22 protein-coding genes and 1 pseudogene are annotated in these 23,350 nt (G+C 56.3%); 18 read left to right on the forward strand and 5 right to left on the reverse strand.

The genetic code is table 11. The annotated features are described in order from the left end of the window. The first annotated feature begins 266 nt into the window (after window positions 1-266). The gene (locus tag ACSZO1_RS14160) at window positions 267-1,445 is read left to right on the forward strand and encodes an MFS transporter (RefSeq protein WP_437613605.1); all 1,179 of its coding nucleotides are present in this window, start codon (window positions 267-269) and stop codon (window positions 1,443-1,445) included. Here the strand turns inward: ACSZO1_RS14160 and ACSZO1_RS14165 are convergent. Then, entirely contained in the window at window positions 1,436-2,881 is a 1,446-nt protein-coding gene (locus tag ACSZO1_RS14165; protein WP_437613607.1) for a PLP-dependent aminotransferase family protein, read from the reverse strand. The genes ACSZO1_RS14160 and ACSZO1_RS14165 overlap by 10 nt on opposite strands. A gap of 89 nt (window positions 2,882-2,970) precedes the next feature. On the opposite strand from ACSZO1_RS14165, the gene ACSZO1_RS14170 reads away from it, so the two are divergent. Next, a complete protein-coding gene (locus tag ACSZO1_RS14170) occupies window positions 2,971-3,423 on the forward strand; it encodes a rhodanese-like domain-containing protein (protein ID WP_437613609.1) in 453 nt (150 codons plus the stop codon). Here the strand turns inward: ACSZO1_RS14170 and flk are convergent, their stop codons facing one another. Together flk and ACSZO1_RS14180 are read right to left on the reverse strand one after the other, a co-directional pair. Next, a complete protein-coding gene (flk, locus tag ACSZO1_RS14175; RefSeq protein ID WP_437613611.1) occupies window positions 3,424-4,464 on the reverse strand; it encodes a flagella biosynthesis regulator Flk in 1,041 nt (346 codons plus the stop codon). Between the two features lie 107 nt (window positions 4,465-4,571). After that, the gene (locus ACSZO1_RS14180) at window positions 4,572-5,474 is read right to left on the reverse strand and encodes a DMT family transporter (RefSeq protein WP_437613613.1); all 903 of its coding nucleotides are present in this window, start codon (window positions 5,472-5,474) and stop codon (window positions 4,572-4,574) included. Between the two features lie 144 nt (window positions 5,475-5,618). On the opposite strand from ACSZO1_RS14180, the gene pdxB reads away from it, so the two are divergent. From pdxB to hisP, 14 genes are all read left to right on the forward strand, one after another. Continuing rightward, window positions 5,619-6,746, forward strand: coding sequence for a 4-phosphoerythronate dehydrogenase PdxB (pdxB, locus tag ACSZO1_RS14185; protein ID WP_437613615.1), 1,128 nt, complete (start codon window positions 5,619-5,621; stop codon window positions 6,744-6,746). Between the two features lie 208 nt (window positions 6,747-6,954). After that, window positions 6,955-7,965: an aspartate-semialdehyde dehydrogenase gene (locus ACSZO1_RS14190; RefSeq protein WP_437613617.1), complete on the forward strand. Its 1,011-nt coding sequence runs from the start codon at window positions 6,955-6,957 to the stop codon at window positions 7,963-7,965. Beyond that, the gene (gene truA, locus ACSZO1_RS14195; RefSeq protein WP_437613619.1) at window positions 7,965-8,765 is read left to right on the forward strand and encodes a tRNA pseudouridine(38-40) synthase TruA; all 801 of its coding nucleotides are present in this window, start codon (window positions 7,965-7,967) and stop codon (window positions 8,763-8,765) included. The genes ACSZO1_RS14190 and truA overlap by 1 nt, the downstream gene beginning before the upstream one ends. 20 nt (window positions 8,766-8,785) lie before the next feature. After that, window positions 8,786-9,445 carry a DedA family protein gene (locus tag ACSZO1_RS14200; protein ID WP_437613621.1) on the forward strand — a complete coding sequence of 220 codons (660 nt, stop codon included), beginning with the start codon at window positions 8,786-8,788 and terminating at the stop codon, window positions 9,443-9,445. A 153-nt stretch (window positions 9,446-9,598) separates the two neighbouring features. Next, window positions 9,599-10,495 (forward strand): acetyl-CoA carboxylase, carboxyltransferase subunit beta, encoded by an 897-nt coding sequence (accD, locus tag ACSZO1_RS14205; protein WP_437613623.1) that lies wholly within the window; start codon window positions 9,599-9,601, stop codon window positions 10,493-10,495. Between the two features lie 82 nt (window positions 10,496-10,577). After that, window positions 10,578-11,849 carry a bifunctional tetrahydrofolate synthase/dihydrofolate synthase gene (gene folC / locus ACSZO1_RS14210; protein ID WP_437613625.1) on the forward strand — a complete coding sequence of 424 codons (1,272 nt, stop codon included), beginning with the start codon at window positions 10,578-10,580 and terminating at the stop codon, window positions 11,847-11,849. Beyond that, entirely contained in the window at window positions 11,839-12,603 is a 765-nt protein-coding gene (dedD, locus tag ACSZO1_RS14215) for a cell division protein DedD (protein WP_437613627.1), read from the forward strand. Before folC ends, dedD begins: the two co-directional genes overlap by 11 nt. Before the next feature lie 431 nt (window positions 12,604-13,034). Next, window positions 13,035-13,520 carry a colicin V production protein gene (gene cvpA / locus ACSZO1_RS14220; protein ID WP_437613629.1) on the forward strand — a complete coding sequence of 162 codons (486 nt, stop codon included), beginning with the start codon at window positions 13,035-13,037 and terminating at the stop codon, window positions 13,518-13,520. Window positions 13,521-13,556: 36 nt separating this feature from the next. Further along, window positions 13,557-15,074 carry an amidophosphoribosyltransferase gene (purF, locus tag ACSZO1_RS14225; protein ID WP_437613631.1) on the forward strand — a complete coding sequence of 506 codons (1,518 nt, stop codon included), beginning with the start codon at window positions 13,557-13,559 and terminating at the stop codon, window positions 15,072-15,074. A gap of 259 nt (window positions 15,075-15,333) precedes the next feature. Continuing rightward, window positions 15,334-15,903: a UbiX family flavin prenyltransferase gene (locus ACSZO1_RS14230; protein ID WP_437613633.1), complete on the forward strand. Its 570-nt coding sequence runs from the start codon at window positions 15,334-15,336 to the stop codon at window positions 15,901-15,903. Between the two features lie 468 nt (window positions 15,904-16,371). Beyond that, complete coding sequence (gene hisJ, locus ACSZO1_RS14235; RefSeq protein ID WP_437613635.1) at window positions 16,372-17,154, forward strand: histidine ABC transporter substrate-binding protein HisJ; 783 nt, start codon at window positions 16,372-16,374, stop codon at window positions 17,152-17,154. A gap of 74 nt (window positions 17,155-17,228) precedes the next feature. Then, window positions 17,229-17,915 (forward strand): histidine ABC transporter permease HisQ, encoded by a 687-nt coding sequence (locus ACSZO1_RS14240; RefSeq protein ID WP_437613637.1) that lies wholly within the window; start codon window positions 17,229-17,231, stop codon window positions 17,913-17,915. Continuing rightward, on the forward strand, window positions 17,912-18,628 hold the full coding sequence (locus ACSZO1_RS14245; protein ID WP_437613639.1) for an ABC transporter permease: 717 nt from the start codon (window positions 17,912-17,914) through the stop codon (window positions 18,626-18,628). The genes ACSZO1_RS14240 and ACSZO1_RS14245 overlap by 4 nt, the downstream gene beginning before the upstream one ends. Before the next feature lie 12 nt (window positions 18,629-18,640). Next, on the forward strand, window positions 18,641-19,414 hold the full coding sequence (hisP, locus tag ACSZO1_RS14250) for a histidine ABC transporter ATP-binding protein HisP (RefSeq protein ID WP_437613641.1): 774 nt from the start codon (window positions 18,641-18,643) through the stop codon (window positions 19,412-19,414). 789 nt (window positions 19,415-20,203) lie between these two features. Here the strand turns inward: hisP and ACSZO1_RS14255 are convergent. Next, entirely contained in the window at window positions 20,204-21,106 is a 903-nt protein-coding gene (locus ACSZO1_RS14255) for a TIGR01777 family oxidoreductase (protein ID WP_437613643.1), read from the reverse strand. A gap of 119 nt (window positions 21,107-21,225) precedes the next feature. Continuing rightward, window positions 21,226-21,852, reverse strand: a complete 627-nt coding sequence (gene yfcG, locus ACSZO1_RS14260; protein WP_437613645.1) for a GSH-dependent disulfide bond oxidoreductase — start codon at window positions 21,850-21,852, stop codon at window positions 21,226-21,228. Between the two features lie 180 nt (window positions 21,853-22,032). Between yfcG and yfcF the strand changes: the two are divergent. Together yfcF and yfcD are read left to right on the forward strand one after the other, a co-directional pair. Then, window positions 22,033-22,674, forward strand: a pseudogene (yfcF, locus tag ACSZO1_RS14265) (glutathione transferase). Window positions 22,675-22,763: 89 nt separating this feature from the next. Further along, a complete protein-coding gene (yfcD, locus tag ACSZO1_RS14270; protein ID WP_437613647.1) occupies window positions 22,764-23,294 on the forward strand; it encodes an NUDIX hydrolase YfcD in 531 nt (176 codons plus the stop codon). Window positions 23,295-23,350: the final 56 nt, after the last annotated feature.

Here is a 23,350-nt window from a genome sequence, read left to right on the forward strand (position 1 = left end):
ATCGGTAGTTAACCCTTCCTCCTACACTCTCCACAATCATGTCCGAGCGTTGCACTTATTATCTGAATTCGCGCCTTACCATCTTATAGCACCCATGCCATGCTGGCAGGTAGGGAGTGGTTTCTCCGCTGAACTAATGAGGACAAATACACTGAAATAGTATTTTTTTACCAAAATATTTGCATTTAAAATTTTCATTCCATTATAGTGTCATGACATTGCACCCGGCAGCACCACTGTGTGCAAACGACGGAGAATCATGACCTATGTCCAGTTCTGTTACCCTTGAAAATCCCCGCCATAACAACCTGCCGCTGGTATGTATCGTGTTAAGCGTGTTTCTGAGTTATATGACCGTGGGCTTGCCGTTACCGGTTATTCCTCTGTATGTGCACAACGAACTTGGACTCAATAATGTGATGGTTGGCGTCGCGGTGGGCATTCAGTTTCTCGCGACGGTGCTGACCCGTGGTTATGCCGGGAAACAGGCCGATCAGCTGGGAGCAAAGCGCACCGCGATCAAAGGGATGATCTCCTGCTCGCTGGCCGGGCTGGCCTATATGCTGGCAGCGCTGCTGCCCGTGCCGGTACTGGTGAAGTTTGCTCTGCTGGTGCTGGGCCGCCTGATCCTCGGTTTCGGCGAAAGCCTGCTGCTGACCGGCGTGCTGACCTGGGGAATGGGACTGGTGGGGGCGAAACGTTCCGGCCAGGTGATGTCATGGAATGGGATGGCGACCTATGGTTCACTGGCGGTGGGCGCACCGCTCGGGCTGTTGCTGAATCACCACTGGGGATTTATTGCGCTCGGCGTCACGACGCTGCTGCTGCCGCTGGCCGCGCTGTTGCTGAACTTTTGGGTCAGCGCCGTGCCCGCGCATGCCGGTGAACGTCCTTCTTTATGGCGGGTTGTCGGCCAGATATGGCAGCCAGGATTGGGGCTGGCGTTGCAGGGCGTCGGTTTTGCGGTGATCGGCACCTTTGTTTCGCTCTACTTCGCGGCGCAAAACTGGGGCAACGGCGGTTTTGCGTTGTCAGCGTTTGGCCTGTCATTTGTGCTGATGCGCGTACTGTTTGGCGGGATGCCGGATCGTTACGGCGGTATTAACGTCGCGCTGGTGTCATTCTGTATTGAGGTTTGCGGGCTGCTGTTGCTGGGTTTTGCGCCGAATGCCAGCGTCGCGTTACTGGGAGCGGCCTTTACCGGGCTGGGTTGTTCGCTGATTTTCCCGTCATTAGGCGTGGAGGTGATCAGGCGTGTCGCGCCACAGGTACGTGGTACGGCGCTGGGTGGCTATTCCGCTTTTCAGGATATTGCCTATGGCATCAGCGGGCCGCTGACCGGTTTGCTGGCGACCTCGGCAGGATATGGTGCGGTGTTTATCGCCGCTGCGCTGGCTGCCAGTTGCGGGATTCTGGTCACGCTGAGCTTTGCCCGTCAGTCGTAATCCAGCTGCGCCAGCTTATCCACTGCCTGAACGATCTCTGCTGGCGTCAATGCGGAGAAGCCCAGCAGCCAGCCCGACAGCGTTTGCTGCTGCTGGCTGAACAGCGGTGACAGGCGCGGCAGCAACAGCCCGCGCTGTAAAGCCTGCTGCGTCAGCCGCTGTTCATCACCTTGCAGCAGACGTACCGTCAGCTGTAATCCGCCCTGGCTGCTCAGGGGTTGCAGATATTCCGTCAGTTTCTCTTCCAGCTGTGCCAGCAGGATATCGCGGCGGCTGCGGTACAGCTGGCGCATCAGGCGCAGATGAGCGGCAAAGTGGCCCTGTTCGATAAATTCAGCCGTAATGGCCTGCGGCAGTTGTGCACTGTGACCATCCATCACCGAACGCAGGCGGCGCAGCGGTTCGATCAGCGCGGGCGGTGCGACCAGGTACGCCAGCCGCAGCGAGGGGAACAACACCTTGGAAAAGGTGCCGAGATAGATGACCCGCGCATCCTGCGCCAGTCCCTGCAAGGCAGGCATCGGCTGTTCGCCGTAGTAAAATTCACTGTCGTAATCATCTTCAATCAGCCAGCTGCCCTGGCGGGTAGCCTGCCGTAGCCACGCCAGCCGACGGGGCAGGCTCATGGTGACACCTGTCGGGTATTGATGCGATGGCGTGAGATAAACCAGTTTTGGCACTGCCGGCACTGCATCTGTGGGCAGCTGCGCCCCTTCGAGGTCCAGAGTGAGCGGAAAAAGCCGGGCACCGGTGCTGATAAACGCATTACGTGCGCCGGAATAACCGGGCTCCTCCATCCACACCGTGTCGCCGCTGTCCAGTAACAGCAGCGACAGCATCTGCAGCGCCTGCTGGGAGCTGGTGAGAATCATCACCTGTGCGGCATCGCATTGCACGCCGCGTGACTGCGCCAGATAACGTGCCACCGCGGTGCGTAGTGGCGCGTAACCCTGAGCATCACCATAACGCATCAGTTGCTCGCCATGATGACGTTGCTGGCTGGCGCTGATACGGCGCCAGAGCGCATGCGGAAAGGCGCGCAGCTCCGCCGAGCCAGCGGCAAACGCCTGCGGAAACAGCGGATCGAAGCAGCCACCGGTGGCGACAATCTGCTGACCACGTGCAGAAAGCGTCACGGGTAGCGGGGTGTTGTCTGCGCGTTTTGCTGCGGATGGCATCGCGATAGCGACAAAGGTGCCCCGGCCGATTTTCCGCTGCAGATAACCTTCGCTTTCCAGCTGACTGTAGGCGGCTTCCACCGTCACGCGAGACAGGCCGAGATCCTGTGCCATCAGCCGCGAGGAGGGCAAACGCTGCCCCTGTTGCAGCGTGCCATCGGCAATCGCCTGACGCAGTGTGGCGCTGAGCCGTTCGCGGCGGGTATGGCCCTGCTGTGAAGCAAACAGGGCGATCAGCGGAGTTGTCATGATGGCCATAAATGGGTCTTGTTGTTGTTCTGGAATGGGTATCAGGAATAAGACCAATTTAGCATATCATGGCGATATAACACTGGCAGGAGAGCAATATGCACCCACATTCATCTGTACTGGCTTTTCCACCCCCGACGGCACAGGAGAGCGAACAATGGCTGCGACAGAAACTGGCGTACTACGCTGATGCCTGGGACGTGGCGGAAGATTTAGCGCGCGGCGTGAGTGACATTGTGGTGATCGACACCCGTTCAGCCGATGCCTACCGCGCCGGACATATTTGTGGTGCGGTCAGTTTTCCCCACCGTTTGATGACGGCGGAGAGCACCGCGCAGCTGGATCGCAGCAAAGTCTATATCACCTATTGTGATGGCATCGGCTGTAACGGGTCGACCAAAGGGGCGTGGAAGCTGGCGGCGACGGGCTTTCAGGTCAAAGAGCTGATCGGCGGGCTGGACTTCTGGCGACGCGATAATCATCCGCTGGCGCAGGGAGATGAACCAGGAAACTGGCCGCAATCAGCAGTGCCTGCCGACTGCGGCTGCTAATTACAGTAAAACCCACATCAGGAACAGCACGACCACCACCACGGCAAAGGCGGTAAACGTCGGGCGGTTCGCCAGTGGCTGCAGCACGGAAGGCAGGGTGCCGACCAGCGGATGGTAAATCGGTTTCGGGTTCAGTTCGCTGTCCGCCAGCGGCATCTCCAGCTGTTTTTCGGCACGGCGGCTGAAAATGACATTCAGCAGATCCTGCGCCTGTGCGGCAGTCAGCACCATCTGCGGCGTGGCCTGGAAACGCTGCAGGCTGTACTGCTCCAGCTGCTGCTGCTCGTTGTGATACAGTGGCTGTTTCAGTGATGCTTCTACCTGCTGCAACGTAGGCGCGCTGTGCTGCGTCAGTGTCTGACGTGCCTGCAGATATTGCGTCAGCAGCGGGAAGTGGCGTGACGGAATCGGATCGCCACTGTTGAGATTAACCAGCTGCAGCACTGAACTCCACAGTTTGACCGGCGACTCGCCTGTCGCCGCCGCCAGTCGGACAATCTGCTGGTTCAGCGTGTGATGCTCTGCAGGTAACAGTGTACGATCGGTGACGCTGCTGCGCTGCGGCTGCGGGATCGCCAGCTGACCATTCTGCAGCATGGTGACCACCTGATACAGCTGATCCTGAGTCAGTGAACTCAGCACCGTCTGGCCAAACTGCTGACGGATAAAATCGCTGACTGCCTGGCGATTGTTGCCCTGCGGCAGCAGATCGGTCAGTTGCTGGAACAGCTGACGCGTGGCATGGCTTTCCTGCACCTGGGTCAGACGGGTGTTGAGAAACTGTTCGGCGGCGGGGAAGTGGCGCGACAGCAGTTCACCGTCGTTTTTCACCCCTACTTCATGGCGCAGTCCGGCCCACAGTTCGGCAGGTTTCAGCGTGCTGAGCGACATGATGCGTACAATCAGGCGTTCCAGCGTGGTGCGCTGAGCGGGAGAGAGCGGTTGATCACCTGCGCTGCCTGCGCGCGCCTGACCAGGCTGCGTCGCGAGCGTTGCACGATCGCCGGGAAGCGGTGCACCGGGGCCACTGAGAGGTTGCATAACATCATCCTTTCAAAACAGGTCAACATCCGGGGCACGCCGGAACGACGGGATAGTAATTGGCTATGATAACAATCCCGTCGCGGAATCGCCAGGTGTCGGCGGAATTAACCCTGGCTCTGGCTGGCGGTACTTCTGCTGCTCAGCAGCGGTGTGCGTAGCCGCTGGGCGAGGATCACGCCGAGCAGGGTCACGCCGCCGCCGATGTAGTGATAACTCTGTAACGACTCATGCAGAAACAGCACCGCGATAATGGCGGTGAAAATGGGGGTCAGATTCATAAAGATGGAGCTGGTATTGGCCCCCATGCGATGCACGCCCTCAATCCACAGGAACGGCGCAATCAGCGAGGCCGGAATGCCGGCGAACAGCACCAGTGGGATATTCTGCGCTGTCAGCGTGACATCTGGCGCGGCAATAAAGCCTGGTGTCAGCAGCAGGACGCCAAACACAATCTGCACATACAGGCTCTGCCAGCCGGGCAGGGCAATCGACCAGCGTTTGGTCAGTACGCCATACAGGGCGTAGGACGCCGAGGCAGCGAACATCATGATTTCCCCTTTGCCCAGGCCGTGGCTCAGCAACTGCTGCGGCTGACCGGCGCTCACCAGCCAGACCAGACCGGCAAACGACAGCAGTCCCCCCAGCACAATACCGACTGTCGGCGTATGGCGCAGCAACACCAGGCTAATCAGCACAGTCAGCACCGGGATCATCGCATTCAGAATCCCCATAAAGGTGGCGCTGACGGTGTGTGCCGCGTAGTAGGCCAGGCTCTGATACAGCACCATGCCCAGCAGGCCGAGAATAAACAGTTTCCACCACTGCTGCCTGACCTGCTGGCGATTGCGCCATACGCCGGGCAGGATAAACGGCGTCAGGGTCAGCAACGCCAGCAGCCAGCGATAGAAAGAGATCGCCGCCGGATCGATGGCGCTGGCCGACAGCTTGCTGACTACGGCGTTAACCGACCAGATCAGCACGGCAAACAGGGGGAACAGAAAATTCATGGTATCTCTCTTGTTAGCGCAGGTTCAGCAACAGTGTACGCGTTTTGTCGCAATGAAACGTCACCCGCGATGCTGCTGTTGTGTTACCGACGCCAACAATATGGCAGAATATTGCCCCTCTGTTATTCATGCAGGAATCAAGACGTGAAAATCCTCGTAGATGAAAATATGCCGTATGCGCGCGAACTGTTCAGCCGTACCGGCGAGGTCGTGGCTGTTCCGGGACGCGCGATTCCACAGGATGCGCTGGACAGCGCCGACGGACTGATGGTGCGTTCCGTCACCAAAGTGAACGCTGCGCTGTTAAACGGCAAAGCAGTCAAATTTGTCGGCACCGCGACGGCCGGAACCGACCATATCGATGAGGATTTTCTGGCTGAGCAGGGTATTGCGTTTTCTGCGGCGCCAGGCTGCAACGCCATTGCGGTGGTTGAGTATGTGTTTTCTGCACTGCTGCTGCTGGCAGAACGCGACGGTTTCCAGCTGACTGACCGCACCGTTGGGATTGTCGGCGTTGGCAATGTCGGCAGCCGTCTGCAGGCCAGACTGGAAGCGCTCGGCGTGCGTACTCTGCTGTGCGATCCGCCACGTGCCGATCGCGGTGACGCCGGTGATTTCCATCCGCTTGCCACGCTGGTTGCCGAAGCCGATATTCTGACCTTCCATACGCCGCTGTTTAACGACGGTCAGTATAAGACGCTGCACCTGGCGGATCGTGCGCTGCTGCAGGCGCTGAAGCCGGGCAGCATTCTGATTAATGCCTGCCGTGGCGAGGTGGTGGACAATGCCGCGCTGCTGGACGTGCTGCACCAGCGTGACGATCTCAGTGTGGTGCTGGATGTCTGGGAGCCGGAACCGGAGCTGTCGCTGCCGTTGCTGGATAAAGTGGATATCGGCACTGCGCATATCGCTGGTTACACGCTCGAAGGCAAGGCGCGTGGCACCACGCAGGTGTTTGAAGCCTGGACCCGGTTTATGGGGCAGGCACAGCAGGTGGCGCTGGATACTCTGCTGCCTGCGCCGGAGTTTGGCCGCATTACGCTGCACGGGCCGCTGGATCAGGCAACGCTAAAACGTCTGGTGCATCTGGTGTATGATGTGCGCCGCGATGATGCGCCGTTGCGTAAAGTGGCGGCGATTGCCGGTGAGTTTGACCGCCTGCGTAAGAACTACCAGGAGCGACGTGAATGGTCGTCGCTGCATGTGCAGTGCGATAACGCTGATGCGGCGGCACTGCTGAATAAACTGGGTTTTAACGCGGTGTATCAATAGCGATTGACCCTTGCTGCGAGAGTGGCGGGTGACGCGGTTTTCTCCTTCCCCCACGAGTGGGGGAAGGGACAAAATGAGCCCAGCCTGACGGTGAGGAGACGAAATGTCCTTTACAACACGGCAGTAAGGGCCAAACGGAAAAGTCTGAATCAACGGGCGGTGTCATCACCGCCTTCTGTTTTTGTGTCATTGTCTGGAGTAAACCAACATGTCTGACGGCTGGAATATTGCGCTTTTGGGTGCAACAGGCGCAGTAGGGAACGCTTTACTGGAATTGCTGGCGGAACGTCAGTTCCCGGTTGGTGAATTATATTTGCTGGCCAGTGAGAACAGCGCCGGAGAGAACATCCGTTTTGACGGCAAAACCCTGCAGGTGGCCGATGCCGCTGATTTCGACTGGTCACAGGCGCAGCTGGCGTTTTTTGTTGCCGGTCGCGACGCCACGGCGCGTTATGCCGAAGAGGCCGCCAGTGCCGGTTGCCTGGTGATCGACAGCAGCGATCTGTTCGCGCTCGACCCGGATGTGCCGCTGGTGGTGGCAGATGTCAACCCGCAGGTGCTGGCGGACTACCGTAACCGCAACATTATCAGCGTGGCGGACAGCCTGACCAGTCAGCTGCTGTGCGCCATCAAACCACTGGTCGAGCAGGCGGGTCTGAGCCGTCTGCAGGTGACTAACCTGCTGTCCGTTTCGGCCTCAGGCAAAGCGGCGGTGGATTCGCTGGCGGGCGAAAGCGCGCGCCTGCTGAATGGTGTCCCGGCGGACGATCACTTCTTCGGTCGCCAGCTGGCATTTAATGTGCTGCCGCTGCTGCCGGATAACGCAGGCAGCGTGGCGCAGGAACGTCGCCTGGTGGATCAGGTGCGTAAGGTGCTGCAGGATGAAGGCCTGCCGATTTCGGTCAGCTGTGTGCAGGCGCCGGTGTTTTACGGCAATGCGCAGATTGTGCATCTGGAAGGGTTACGTCCGCTGTCGGCGGATGAAGCGCGCGACGAACTGTCACGGGCTGACGATATCGTGCTGTCTGAGGAAGATGATTATCCGACGCAGGTGAGCGACGCTTCCGGTAATGACCAGCTGAACCTGGGCTGTCTGCGCAATGACTACGGCGTGCCGGAGCTGCTGCAGTTCTGGTCAGTCGCGGACAATATCCGCTTTGGCGGCGCGCTGATGGCGGTGAAAGTCGCTGAGAAGCTGGTGCAGGAGTATCTGTACTGATGTCTGAAGCCATCATCAAGCTGGCGCTGGGCATTGAGTACGATGGCAGCCGTTACTACGGCTGGCAGCGCCAGCAGGAAGTGCGCAGTGTGCAGGCGCGTCTGGAGCAGGCGCTGTCGCAGGTCGCTAATCACCCGGTCAATGTGTTCTGCGCCGGGCGTACCGATGCTGGCGTGCATGGCACCGGTCAGGTGGTGCATTTTGAAACCACCTCGCAGCGTAAGGATTCCGCCTGGACGCTGGGGGTGAACGCCAACCTGCCGGATGATATCGCGGTGCGCTGGGTGAAAGCGGTGCCGGACGAATTTCATGCCCGCTTTAGCGCCACGGCGCGGCGTTACCGATATGTGATTTACAATCAGCGGCTGCGTCCGGCGATTCTGGGCGCGGGTGTGACCCATTTTTATCATCCGCTGGATGCGGAGAAGATGCACCGTGCCGGGCAGTGTCTGCTCGGTGAGAACGATTTTACGTCATTCCGCGCGGTGCAATGTCAGTCGCGCACGCCGTGGCGCAACGTGATGCATCTCAATGTGGCGCGCTATGGCAGCTACATTGTGGTCGATATCAAAGCGAATGCCTTTGTGCACCATATGGTGCGCAATATTGTTGGCAGTTTGCTGGAGATTGGCTGCGGCAACCAGCATGAAGGCTGGATGGCGGAGCTGCTGGCGGCAAAAGATCGCACGCTGGCTGCAGCAACCGCGAAAGCGGAAGGCTTGTATCTGGTGGCGGTGGATTATCCTGAGCATTTTGCGTTACCACGTCCGCCAATGGGACCACTGTTCCTTGAGGATTAAACAGGAGTGAAGGGAAAGTTATGGATCTGATTCGTTTTGTGGTCGATTTTATCCTGCACATTGATGTTCATCTGGCGGAGCTGGTTGCGCAGTATGGCATCTGGATTTACGCCATTCTGTTTTTGATTCTGTTCTGCGAAACCGGTCTGGTGGTCACGCCGTTCCTGCCGGGCGACTCACTGCTGTTTGTGGCGGGCGCGCTGGCATCGTTGCCGGGCAATGATCTCAACGTGCATCTGATGGTGACACTGCTGGTGGTTGCGGCCATCCTGGGGGATGCGGTGAACTACACCATCGGCAAACTGTTTGGCGAACGGCTATTCAGTAATCCGAACTCGAAAATTTTCCGTCGCAGCTACCTGGATAAAACCCATGCGTTCTACGCGCGCCATGGCGGGAAAACCATCATCCTGGCGCGTTTCGTCCCGATTGTGCGGACTTTCGCGCCATTTGTTGCCGGAATGGGACATATGTCCTATCGTCATTTTGCCATGTTCAACGTGGCTGGCGCCCTGTTGTGGGTGTTACTGTTCTCCTATGCGGGCTACTTCTTCGGTAATATGCCGATTGTGCAGGAAAACCTGAAATTACTGATTGTGGCGATTATTATTGTATCGATTCTGCCGGGCGTTATCGAAGTGATACGCCATCGCCGCGCGGCCCGTCAGCAGAAACAATAACCACAAAACACCATAACTGTGGCGGACGGACCAGATTTCTGTCCACAGCAACCGCAGGTTATGGTTTAATGAGCGACATTTACGGCCTGCTGAAATCGCTTTCAGCAGCAACAAGAAAACTGGTTTCACCAGGTTCAAACAGAAAGGTCATCAATGAGCTGGATTGAACGAATTCTCAACAAGAGCACCATCACCCCTTCGCGTAAAGCAAGTATTCCTGAAGGGGTCTGGACCAAGTGTGACAGCTGTGGGCAGGTTCTGTACCGCGCCGAGCTGGAACGCAATCTGGAAGTTTGCCCAAAATGCGATCACCATATGCGTATGCATGGCCGCGATCGTCTGCACAGCCTGCTGGATGAAGGCTCGCTGGTTGAGCTGGGTAGCGAACTGGAACCAAAGGATCTGCTCAAGTTCCGGGATTCAAAAAAGTATAAAGATCGTATGACAGCGGCGCAGAAAGAGACGGGTGAGAAAGATGCCCTGATCGTGATGAAAGGCACCCTGCATGGTCAGCCGATCGTTGCCGCAGCGTTTGAGTTCTCCTTTATGGGTGGCTCAATGGGTTCTGTGGTCGGCGCACGTTTCGTGCGTGCGGTTGAGCAGACGCTGGAAGATAACTGTCCGCTGATCTGTTTCTCTGCCAGTGGTGGCGCGCGTATGCAGGAAGCGCTGATGTCGCTGATGCAGATGGCGAAAACCAGTGCTGCGCTGGCAAAAATGCAGGAGCGTGGTCTGCCGTATATTTCTGTGCTGACCGACCCGACCATGGGTGGCGTCTCCGCCAGCTTCGCAATGCTGGGCGATCTGAACATCGCTGAACCTAAAGCGCTGATTGGTTTTGCGGGTCCACGTGTTATCGAACAGACCGTGCGTGAAAAACTGCCGCCGGGCTTCCAGCGCAGTGAATTCCTGCTGGAGAAAGGTGCGATCGACATGATCGTCCGTCGCCCAGAGATGCGTTTCAAACTGGCCAGTATTCTCTCCAGGCTGATGAATCTGCCAGCACCGCAGCCTGATGCGGACGTCGCTCCGGCACCGCGCGAGGCCTGACAGATGATGGAAAGGTACAGCGGTCGCCGCGAGCGTGCGGCTGTACCTTTCGCCAATGAACCGTAACTTGTGAACGGGACACATGGAAAAGCTATCAATTCCTCAAGCCACGTCGCCTCTGGCCACGTGGCTTTATTATCTTGAGCATTTACACTCTCAGGCTATCGAACTGGGACTGGATCGTATCCGCCGCGTCGCGCAGCAACTTGATCTGCTCAAACCCGCCCCGACCGTTTTCACTGTAGCGGGCACCAACGGCAAAGGCACCACCTGCCGCACGCTGGAAACCCTGCTGATGGCTGCGGGCTATCGCGTCGGCGTCTACAGCTCCCCGCATCTGGTGCGTTATACCGAACGTGTGCGTATCCAGGGAGCTGAACTGCCCGAATCGGCACATACCGCCAGCTTTGCCGCCATTGAGGCCGGGCGTGGCGAGACTTCCTTAACCTATTTTGAATACGGCACGTTGTCGGCGTTGATGCTGTTTAAGCAGGCGGCACTGGATGTGGTGATTCTGGAAGTGGGTTTAGGTGGTCGCCTTGATGCCACCAATATCGTTGATGCTGATGTGGCGGTGATTACCAGTATTGCGCTTGACCATACTGACTGGCTGGGGCCGGATCGCGAAAGCATTGGCCGCGAAAAAGCAGGCGTGTTTCGCGGCGGTAAACCCGCGGTGGTGGGTGAACCGGAGATGCCGCACACCATTGCGCAGGTGGCCGATAACCTCGGTGCTCAGCTGCTGCAGCGCGATCGTGACTGGCGCTATAGCCGTGACGGCGACAGCTGGACCTTCAGCGATGCGCAGGGCAGCTTAGCCGGCCTGCCCTTACCGCAGGTGCCACTGCCGAATGCCGCGACAGCGCTGGCGGCGTTGCGCGCCTCGACGCTGGTGGTCGATGACGGGGTGATCCGCCAGTGGCTGGATAAAGCCGTGCTGCCCGGGCGTTTTCAGACCATCAGTCATCAGCCGCAGGTGATCCTCGATGTCGCGCACAATCCTCATGCTGCTGCTTATCTGGCTGGACGTCTGGCGGAAGTGCCGCGCGAAGGGAAAGTGCATGCGGTGGTGGGGATGTTGCATGATAAAGATATTGCCGGAACCCTTGCCTGTTTAGTGCCACAGGTGGATAACTGGTACTGTGCACCACTGGAAGGGCCGCGTGGCGCCAGTGCAGAAGAGCTGCTGGCGCATCTGCCGTCGCAGGCGCAGGGTTTTACCCATGTCGCGGAAGCGTGGCATGCCGCGCAGCAGCAGGCGCAGAAACAGGATATTGTGCTGGTGTGTGGTTCGTTCCACACCGTGGCGCATGTAATGGAAGTGCTGGAAACGGAGAACGGAAGTGGCAAGTAAGTTTCAGAACCGTTTAGTCGGAACTGTAATTCTGGTCGCCGTGGGCGTTATTGTTTTACCGGGTTTACTGGACGGTAAGAAAAAACATTATCAGGAAGAGTTTGCGTCGATCCCGCTGGTGCCGAAACCGGATGATCAGCAGGATACCGATATGGTGCCGCCGGTGAGCCAGTCGCTGCCAGCGCAGCCGCCGGAAGGGGCGAAGGAAGCCGTCGGCGCAAACAGCAGCGACGACGAAGAGATGCAGGCGGCGGAGCAGGGCGCGCCCCAGCCGCAGAGCAACAGCCAGCCGACGGTGGTGTCACCGCCGCCGATGCAGGCTGCGCCAGCGCAACCCCAGCCTAAACCACAGCCGGTAAAACCAGTGGAGCAACCGAAGCCGCAACCAAAACCGGTGGAACAACCTAAACCGCAGCCGAAACCTGTTGAACAACCGAAGCCGGTCGAGCAACCGAAACCCGTTGAACAGCCAAAACCGGCCGAACAGCCGAAACCGGAGCAGGCGCCGACAGGTCAGGCGTATGTGGTACAGCTGGGTGCACTGAAGAACGCCGCAAAAGTGAATGAGATTGTCGCGCAGCTGCGTTTGTCGGGGTATCGTGCTTATACCGTGCCTTCCACGCCAGTGCAGGGGCAGATTACCCGCATTTATGTTGGCCCGGATGCGTCGAAAGCGAAGATGCAGGACGCAGTGGCGGAGCTGAAAAATATCTCCGGCCTCGGCGGTGTGGTGAAGTCTTACAGCGCGCGATAAAACGCAATGCACGATGCACCTGAAACCGGACAGCAACGAATCAGCACAAGGCGAAGGGAACACGGCCAGCGTAGGAAAGCGTCCCGCGCCATGGACGGCGCGGGCCGAGCTGTCATGGATGACAGATGTTACGTCTTTCCGGAGCTGACCCTGTTCCCTGGGCAGGCACCGAATGTAAAGCGACGAGCCTGAGCAGGCGCAGCGCCAAAGCAAAATCCGTCAAGACTTACGAAGCGCATTATCAATCGGAAAACAGACTTCCTGAACCCGATTGAAAAGGTAAAATCAAACAGATTAAAGGCGGCGATTGAGGATTTTTTCATCGCCCCTTTTTATTTGGTCTGGCAAAGGAAAACGCTACGCAAACGTTTTCTTTTTCTGTTAGAATTCGCCCCGAACTGGATGCAGGGGCATTGTCACTGGAAGAGTTCATGGTCTGGATAGATTACGTCATAATTGCGGTTGTTGGTTTTTCGGCTCTGGTTAGCCTGATCCGCGGGTTTGTACGGGAAGCATTATCTCTCGTGACCTGGGGATGCGCATTCTTTGTCGCCAGTCATTACTACTCCTTTCTTGCCGTCTGGTTCACAGGTTTTGAAGACGAACTGGTTCGCAATGGCATTGCCATTGGCATACTCTTTATCGCTACCCTGATCGTGGGCGCGATAGTGAACTATGTTATAGGTTCATTGGTCGAAAAGACCGGCCTGTCAGGAACTGACAGGGTGTTGGGTGTCTGCTTCGGGGCGCTGCGTGGCATACTGATCGTGTCTGCCATTTTGTTTTTCCTCGATACGTTCACCGGGCTGTCAAAAAGCACGGACTGGCAACAGTCACAACTGGTTCCACAGTTCAGTTACATCATCAGGTGGTTTTTTGACTACCTGCAAAGCACGTCCAGTTTTTTGCCCCGGTAATCGCGCCGGGGGTGCGGCTTATGAGGATATGAGAACATGTGCGGTATTGTCGGTATCACCGGTTTCATGCCGGTAAACCAGTCGATTTATGACGCGTTAACGGTGCTCCAGCATCGTGGGCAGGATGCCGCAGGCATTTGTACGATTGATGCAATGAACTGCTTCCGTCTGCGTAAAGCAAACGGTCTGGTCAGTGATGTATTTGAAGCACGTCATATGCAGCGTCTGCAGGGGAATATGGGTATTGGCCACGTGCGCTACCCGACCGCCGGAAGCTCCAGTGCTTCTGAAGCGCAACCCTTCTACGTGAACTCTCCTTACGGCATTACCCTTGCACACAACGGCAACCTGACTAACGCACACGAGCTGCGTAAGCAGCTGTTTGAGAGTGGTCGCCGTCACGTCAATACCACCTCTGATTCCGAGATCCTGCTGAACATCTTTGCGCAGGAGCTGGATCGTTTTCAGCATTACCCGCTGGAAGCAGAAAACATTTTTGCTGCGGTGGCGGCAGTGCACCAGAAGGTGCGCGGCGCTTACGCATGTGTGGCGATGATTATCGGCCACGGTATGGTGGCATTCCGCGATCCTAACGGCATTCGTCCGCTGGTGATCGGCAAGCGCGCAATGAATGATGGCCGCATTGAGTATATGGTGGCGTCGGAAAGCGTGGCACTGGATACGCTGGGCTTTGAGTTCCTGCGCGATGTGGCGCCGGGCGAAGCGGTGTACATCACCGAGAAAGGTCAGCTTTCTACCCGTCAGTGCGCGGAAAACCCGAAAAGCAATCCCTGCCTGTTCGAGTATGTCTATTTCGCCCGTCCTGACTCCTTTATCGATAAGATTTCGGTGTACAGCGCCCGTGTGCGTATGGGCACCAAGCTGGGTGCGAAAATTGCGCGCGAATGGGAAGATCTGGACATTGACGTGGTGATCCCGATTCCGGAAACCTCCTGCGATATCGCACTGGAAATCGCCAATATCCTGAATAAGCCGTACCGTCAGGGCTTCGTGAAAAACCGTTACGTTGGTCGTACGTTTATCATGCCGGGCCAGCAGCTGCGTCGCAGCGCGGTGCGTCGTAAACTGAACGCCAACCGTGCGGAATTCCGCGACAAGAACGTGCTGCTGGTGGATGACTCTATCGTACGTGGCACCACCTCGGAGCAGATTATCGAGATGGCGCGTGAAGCGGGCGCGAAAAAGGTTTATCTGGCTTCCGCTGCCCCGGAAATTCGTTTCCCGAACGTCTATGGCATCGATATGCCGAGTGCGACGGAACTGATTGCTCATGGCCGTGAAGTGGAAGAGATTCGTCAGATTATTGGTGCGGATGCGCTGATTTTCCAGGATCTTAACGACCTGATCGAAGCGGTGCGCGAAGAGAACCCGGATATCGCCCAGTTCGAATGTTCGGTGTTTAACGGCGTGTACGTAACGAAAGACGTTGATCAGCAGTATCTGGAGTATCTCCAGTCACTGCGTAACGACGATGCCAAAGCCATGGCGCGGCAGAATGAAGTGGAAAACCTCGAGTTGCATAACGAAGGGTAATCTCCGTGCCGGTTCCCTCCCCATAACATGGAGGAGGGGCAGGGAGGGGGGCTGACGACTAAGTATGACGTTCTGCGTTGTTTTCTCCCCCATCCCAGCCTTCCCCCATCTTATGGGGGAAGGGGCTGTATGGGGCAATCCCTTATCTTTCTTTCCCCTCTGCCCCTTCAGTCCCTGCCTAAACTCTCACCGCATCAGTTGTAATTTCCCCCGCCAAAGTTCACACTTGCGCAATCTCTGAGAAGTAAAAGGCAACAGCATGAAACGACTGATTATCGGCATTTCCGGCGCCAGCGGCGCAATTTACGGCGTACGTCTGCTACAGGTATTGCAGGATGTCCCGGAAGTGGAAACCCACCTGGTAATGAGTCAGTCAGCGCGTCAGACCCTGGCGCTGGAAACCGATTACTCGCTGCGTGATGTGCAGGCGCTGGCGGATGTGGTACATGACGCACGTGATATTGCCGCCAGTATTTCATCCGGTTCGTATAAAACCGAAGGTATGGTGATCCTGCCGTGCTCAATGAAAACACTCTCCGGCATTGTTCACAGCTATACAGATGGCCTGCTGACCCGCGCGGCGGATGTGGTGCTGAAAGAGCGGCGTCGGCTGGTCTTGTGTGTGCGTGAAACCCCGTTGCATCTCGGGCATCTGCGTCTGATGACCAGCGCGGCGGAACTGGGGGCGATTATTATGCCGCCTGTACCTGCTTTCTATCACCGACCGGAAACGGTGCAGGACATTGTCGATCAGACCGTCAATCGCGTACTGGACCAGTTTGATATTTCGCTGTCGCAAGACCTGTTTACGCGCTGGCAGGGTGCATAACGCTTCACTGAGCGCCCTGTTTTGGTGCGACAATCCAGTCTGGATCACTTTTCGTGCATCGCGCGCACCAAAATGCAACATAGTTGCCACCATGAAATGACAACCCTGATATATTTTCCCTGATATGCCCGTCATACTTCAGGTTGCAGGTGCGCTGGCTTTCTTACCCGGATCTTAACCGGTCCTCGCTCCGCTGGGGGTGCTGCAAACGGCGTTCAAATCAGCCTTTGGCCGATTTGTCGCTCACTCCGGTCACTTACTGGTGTAAGCTCCCGGGATTCGCCGCCTGCCTGCCACCCGAATTATTCAGGGTATCAACGTCGCGTTCTGGCGTGTTCCGCGCCTGACGTTTCGCCCGTGCTCTTTGCCCGCTAACCAGCGTCAGAACTGGTATGAAATTTGCAAAACAAAGAGCGCAAACACACATCATCCAGACCATAACAAAAGCACTTTACTTGAGGGTAATTTATGAAAAAGCAGGTACTGGCTCTTTCTCTGTTGCTGGCTTTATCCAGCGCGGGCAGCGCATTTGCTGCTGTGCCAAAAAATCTGCGTGTCGGAACTGACCCGACCTACGCACCGTTTGAATCGAAAAATGCGCAGGGTCAGCTGGTCGGTTTTGACATCGATTTGGCCAACGAGATTTGCAAACGCATTGAAACAAAATGTACCTACGTGGAAAGCGACTTTGATGCGCTGATCCCGTCGCTGAAAGCGAAGAAGATCGACATCATCATCTCTTCTCTCTCCATTACCGAAAAGCGCCAGCAGGAGATCGCCTTCTCTGACAAGCTGTACGCCGCTAACTCACGCCTGATCGGGCCAAAAGGCTCGCCGATTCAGCCAACGATTGAGTCGCTGAAAGGCAAAAACGTCGGTCTGCTGCAGGGCACCACCCAGGAAACTTACGCCAACCAGAACTGGCGGCCAAAGGGTGTGACGGTGACCCCGTATGCTAACCAGGATCTGGTGTATCAGGATCTGACCGCGGGTCGTATCGATGTGGCATTCCAGGATGAAGTCGCGGCCAGCGAAGGCTTCCTGAAACAGCCTGTCGGTAAAGACTATGCGTTTGCGGGTCCGGCAGTGAAAGATGACAAAATCTTTGGTGTCGGCACCGGTATCGGGCTGCGTAAAGATGAAACTGAGCTGAAAGCGGCGATCGACAAAGCTTTCGCTGAGATGCGTAAAGACGGTACTTACGACAAACTGGCGAAGAAATACTTCGACTTTGATGTCTATGGCGGTTAAGTAAACCTGTCACATAAGATGGCTGCCCGTCACGGGCAGTCATCAGTTCGATTCCACCCGACAGGATCATGCCCATGCTGTATGGCTATTCTGAAGTAATTTTCCGTGGCGCAATGGTGACGCTGGAGCTGGCAGTCAGCTCTCTGCTGATTGCTGTGGTGCTGGGGTTAATCGGCGCTGGCGCTAAGCTGTCGAAAAGCCGCCTGGCGGCGCTGATTTTTGAAGGCTACACCACTCTGATTCGCGGCGTGCCTGATCTGGTGCTGATGCTGCTGATTTTTTACGGTCTGCAGATCGCGCTTAACCAGGTCACTGAGGCGCTGGGATTATCACAATTTGATATCGACCCGATGGTGGCCGGTATTCTAACTCTCGGTTTTATCTACGGTGCGTACTTTACCGAAACCTTCCGTGGCGCCTATTTAGCCGTGCCAAAAGGGCAGATCGAAGCGGCGACCGCCTTTGGTTTTACCGCTTCACAGGTGTTTCGTCGCATTCTGTTTCCGGCCATGATGCGCTTTGCGCTGCCGGGAATTGGTAATAACTGGCAGGTGATTCTGAAAGCGACAGCGCTGGTTTCACTGCTGGGGCTGGAAGATGTGGTGAAAGCCACGCAGCTGGCGGGGAAAAGTACCTGGGAACCGTTCTATTTCGCGATTGTTGCCGGGGTGATCTATCTGATCTTTACCACACTGTCGAATGGCGTGCTGTGGTGGCTTGAGCGTCGCTACTCGGTTGGCGTGAAGAGGGCGGAGCTATGATTGAGATTATCAACGAATACTGGAAAGCGCTGTTGTGGACCGACGGCTACCGCTTTACGGGCGTGGCGATTACGCTGTGGTTGCTGATTATTTCCGTGGCGTTGGGGGGATGCCTGGCGGTGCTGCTGGCGATTGCCCACGTATCACCTAATCGTGCGATTCAGTTTCCGGTATGGTTGTTTACCTATATCTTCCGCGGTACGCCGCTGTATGTGCAGCTACTGGTGTTTTACTCCGGGATGTACACGCTGGAAGTGGTGAAAGGCACGGAAATGCTGAACGCCTTTTTCCGCAGCGGTCTGAACTGTACGTTGCTGGCACTGACGCTGAATACCTGTGCTTACACCACCGAGATTTTCGCCGGTGCGATTCGTGGTGTGCCGCACGGTGAAATTGAGGCGGCGCGCGCGTATGGCTTCTCCACCTTTAAACTTTACCGTTGCATTATTCTGCCTTCCGCGCTGCGCACTGCGTTACCGGCTTACAGCAACGAAGTGATTTTGATGCTGCACTCCACCGCGCTGGCGTTTACCGCCACGGTGCCGGATTTGCTGAAAGTTGCGCGTGATGTGAATGCGGCGACCTATCAGCCGTTTACCGCTTTCGGTATTGCCGCTGTGCTGTATCTGATTATTTCGTACACGCTGATCAGCCTGTTCCGCCTGGCGGAAAAGCGCTGGATGGCGCATGTTAAACCCTCATCGACCCATTGAGTAAGTATCACTATGGCCGACATAAAATTACAGGTAACTGAGCTCCATAAGCATTATGGGGAACATGAGGTGCTGAAGGGCGTATCGTTACAGGCTGCGGCTGGCGACGTCATCAGTATTATTGGTTCATCAGGTTCGGGAAAAAGTACCTTTTTACGTTGTATCAACTTCCTCGAAAAACCGAGTGAAGGCACCATTGTGGTGAATAATGAGCAGATTAATCTGGTGCGTGATACCGATGGTCAGCTGAAAGTTTCCAATAAAGAACAACTGCGTTCGCTGCGCACGCGTCTGACCATGGTGTTTCAACATTTCAATCTCTGGAGCCATATGACGGTGCTGGAGAATGTGATGGAAGCGCCGATTCAGGTGCTGGGGTTAAGCAAGCAGGAAGCGCGTGAGCGCGCGGTGCGTTATCTTGCCAAAGTTGGCATTGATGAGCGTGCGCAGGGAAAATACCCGGTACATCTGTCTGGCGGTCAGCAGCAGCGCGTTTCCATTGCCCGTGCGCTGGCGATGGAGCCGGAAGTGTTGCTGTTTGACGAACCGACTTCCGCGCTGGACCCTGAACTGGTTGGCGAGGTGCTGCGCATTATGCAGCAACTGGCGGAAGAGGGGAAAACCATGGTGGTGGTGACGCACGAGATGGAGTTTGCCCGCCATGTGTCCAGCCATGTGATTTTCCTGCATCAGGGGAAAATCGAGGAGGAAGGACCTCCGGATGCGGTATTTGGGCAGCCAAAGAGTGCGCGGTTACAGCAGTTTTTGTCGGGGGCGTTGAAGTAGGTTTTTCTCCTGCGGAGTGGGTTTGAGTTCTTGAGTGCTCAAAGGTTTAAAGGCTTAAGGGCTTAAGGGCTTAAGGGCCAGGTCAAGGGCGTTTCGCTCGCCCACGCGGCGAGCGAGTTAAGGGCCGAAAGCGCGGCCCTTAACAATCCGCGCTTCCGGCGGCTCCAGCGCCCGCTTCGCGGGTGCCTTCGTCAAAACGTCTTCCCTACGGAACGGAGTGGACGCGCGTCCTGCGCGGCCACACCTCTCGCGACGTCCCTGTCGCTCGTCCTGGTCACACGTTTTTCCTCAGCGCTTGCGACGCCTCCGAACGTCAAAATCCAGGTCAAAAAAATAAAATCCCTTCCAAAACCCAAAACCCAAAACCCAAAACCCAAAACCCAAAACCCAAAACCGTAATAGTTAATCTAAAAGATGAAATGACAGGAAAGCTGGGAAGAAAAGGCTTAAATCAGAAATATAAGTAACTGGAACGGCCGGAGGTGGCGTCGCAATCGCCGAGGAAATTTAAGCCGGCCTGGATGAGCGCCATGGATGGCGCGAAAGGGAGCGCCGCGTATGGAACGCGTCGCGAGCGGTCCACAGGTCGGATCAAATTTCGGAGGGAACCCGCGAAGCGGGCGATGGAGCAGGCACAAGCACGGGTCCCCAGGGGCGGGGCGCTTGCCGCCCCTGGGTCGGTCGACCGAAGGACGAACGAAATGTCCTTGACCTTGACCTGGTCGCAGCCCCTGACCTGGTTTTTAGCCCAAAATTTCCCCCGAAAAAAGGGCCCCAGGGCATTGCCCCCTAATGCCCCCCAGCCACATCAGCTAACGCCTCATCCAGCTGGAACCAGCGAAAACCAAATCCCGACTCTTCCAGCAGTTTCGGCAATACATGTTGTCCGCCCAGTACCAGCACCGCCGCTTCACCCATCAGCAGCTGCACTGCACTGGCTGGCGTGCGGAACACCGCCGGGCGATGCATGGCCTGACCGAGTGTTGCAGAAAACTGTTCATTGCGTACCGCATAAGGTGCAACCATATTAAACGGACCACGCAGTGAGGGATTGTCCAGCAGCCAGAGAATAGCGTTCGCCATATCGTCAATATGTATCCACGGAACATATTGTTTACCGCTGCCCAGCGGGCCGCCAAAACCGAGCTTAAACGGCATCCTGAGCTTTTCCAGGGCCCCGCCATTTTTCGCCAGCACCACGCCAGTACGCAGCAGGCAGACGCGTGTCTGCTCACTCTCCGCTGTAAGCGCCAGTTCTTCCCAGCGTGCGCATAGCTGATGTGTGAACTCGTCGTGCCCGGGATCGTCTTCAGTCAGCACCAGATCGCCAGTATCACCATAAAACCCGGTGGCTGAGCCGGAAATCAGTACGGCAGGAGGCTGGCTGCTGGCCTTAATCAGTGACGCCAGGCGTTCAGTGATTTGCCAGCGGCTTTCGCACAGCAGCTGTTTATGTTCATCCGTCCAGCGTTTATCGGCAATCGGTTCGCCAGCAAGGTTGATCACCGCATCGATCCCGTTCAGATCGTGTTGCTGGTCGAGACCAGACCAGAACTGAACGTCTTCACCAAGCCTGGCGCGTGCTGCGGCAACATCGCGTGTCACGACGCTAACCTGATGGCCAGACTGCAACAGACGCGGTATCAGATAGCTGCCGATTAATCCGGTGCCGCCAGTGAGCAAAATATGCATGCTGAATTCCTTACGCGTTGTTTGACAGCATGTTTCAGCTTAGAAGAGAACTGTCGGAAGTGTGTGTGATATTCGTCAGAGTTAACGGACGAGGTCATCCCGCCCGCAGTGACGTCGTATCAGCCGTTAGCCAGCGCCAGAGCACGCTGAGTCGCCGGACGGGTGCGAATACGCTCGAACCAGTTACGTACCGCCGGATAATCCGCCAGGTCGATCCGCTGGCGTTCATGGGCGTTCACCCACGGCCAGATAGCCATATCGGCAATGCTGTAATGCTCGCCCGCCACCCAGGGTTTTTGCTCCAGCTGACGGTTCAGCACGCCGTACAGTCGCTGGGTTTCCACCTGAAAGCGCTCAATGGCGTAAGGCACGGGTTGCGGCGCAAAATGATTGAAGTGATGCTTCTGGCCAAGCATCGGGCCAAATCCGCCCATCTGCCAGAACAGCCACTGCAGCGTGGCGCTGCGTTCGCGCAGCTCGGCGCTGAGGAACTTGCCGCTTTTTTCCGCCAGATAGACCAGGATAGCGCCCGATTCGAACAGGCTGAGCGGCGCACCACCATCGACCGGCTGGTGATCGACAATCGCCGGTATTTTGTTATTTGGCGCGATAGCGAGAAATTCAGGTTTAAACTGTTCACCCTTGCCAATATTTACCCGATGCAGTTTATACGGCAGGCCAGATTCTTCCAGAAACAGCGTGATTTTGTGGCCATTGGGGGTCCCGGCGTAATAGAGATCGATCATGATGACTCCAAATAAAATCAAGCATTAACCTTATTGTTTCCGCAATATAGAACAATTAATCGACAGTTAAAAGGCATGGCGCAGACCTTTACGCAATCACAAAAATGCACATTGCCTTCGTGACTAAAAATCGGTAAACAGGAGAGACCCAATTCGTTCCGTCAGCTTAAAGGAATCAGCATGGAATACCCGAAAATTACTCTGTGGTCGGATGCATCGTTTTTCAGTCCCTATGTCATGTCTGTCTATGTCGCCTTAACGGAAAAGGGCATTCCTTTCAGCCTGAAACGTGTCGATTTGGCCACTGGCGAGCACCATGCCAGCGCGTACCGTGAACTCTCTATCACGTCGCGTGTGCCGACGCTGCAAGTGGATGACTTCCTGCTGAGCGAGTCTTCCGCGATTGCCGAGTACCTTGAAGAGCGTTTTCCGGCACCTGAATTTGAACGCCTTTATCCGCGCAATAGCGAGAAACGTGCGCGTGCGCGCCAGATTCAGGCATGGCTGCGCAGCGACCTGATGGCATTACGGGCGGAGCGTCCGACAGAAGTGCTGTTCGCCGGCGAAAAATTCCCGCCGTTAAGTGCTGATGGCTGAGCGGCGGTGCAAAAACTGATCACGGCTGTTGATAGTCTGCTGCAGGATGGTCAGCAAAATCTGTTTGGCGAATGGTGCATTGCGGATACGGACTTAGCCATTATGCTGAACCGGTTGGCGCTGCATGGTGATGCGTTGCCGGCAAAACTGGCAGACTATGCGCATTTCCAGTGGCAGCGTGCGTCAGTGCAGCTGTGGCTGGCAGAATCGAGCAAAACGCAGTAATGATTGCGTAAGCAATGATTAGACAGTAATTTTAACGGTTGCGAAAACAGGGCGCGCAGCAATGCGCCAGAACAGAAAAAGGGTTACTGATGGTGGAGCAAAGTCAGGCTGCCGCAACAGAGTGGGTGGATATCGTCAACGAAGATAACGAGGTTATCGCTCAGTCCAGCCGGGCACAAATGCGTGCGCAATGTCTGCGGCACCGTGCGACTTACATCGTGGTACACGATGGTATGGGAAAAATTCTTGTGCAGCGTCGCACCATGACTAAGGACTTTATGCCGGGGATGCTGGACTGTACCGCAGGCGGTGTGGTGCAAAGCGGTGAAGCCATGCTGGAATCGGCACGGCGTGAAGCCGAAGAAGAACTGGGCATTGCTGATGTACCGTTCGCTGACCACGGTTTGTTCTATTTTGAAGATGCTCACTGCCGTGTCTGGGGCGGACTGTTCAGCTGTGTGTCCCACGGGCCTTTCGCGATGCAGGAAGAAGAAGTGGAAGAAGTGTTCTGGATGACGCCAGAAGAGATCACCAGCCGTTGTGATGAGTTCACCGCGGATTCACTGAAAGCGCTTTCCCTGTGGTTAAGCCGTAATAAAGAACATCGCGAATTCAGATAATAAGTGCAACGCTTGGTCATGTGGATGGAGGGACGGTTAGCTACCGATAAGCTATC

This window comes from Erwinia sp. V71, from assembly GCF_965644245.1.
Taxonomy (GTDB): domain Bacteria; phylum Pseudomonadota; class Gammaproteobacteria; order Enterobacterales; family Enterobacteriaceae; genus Erwinia.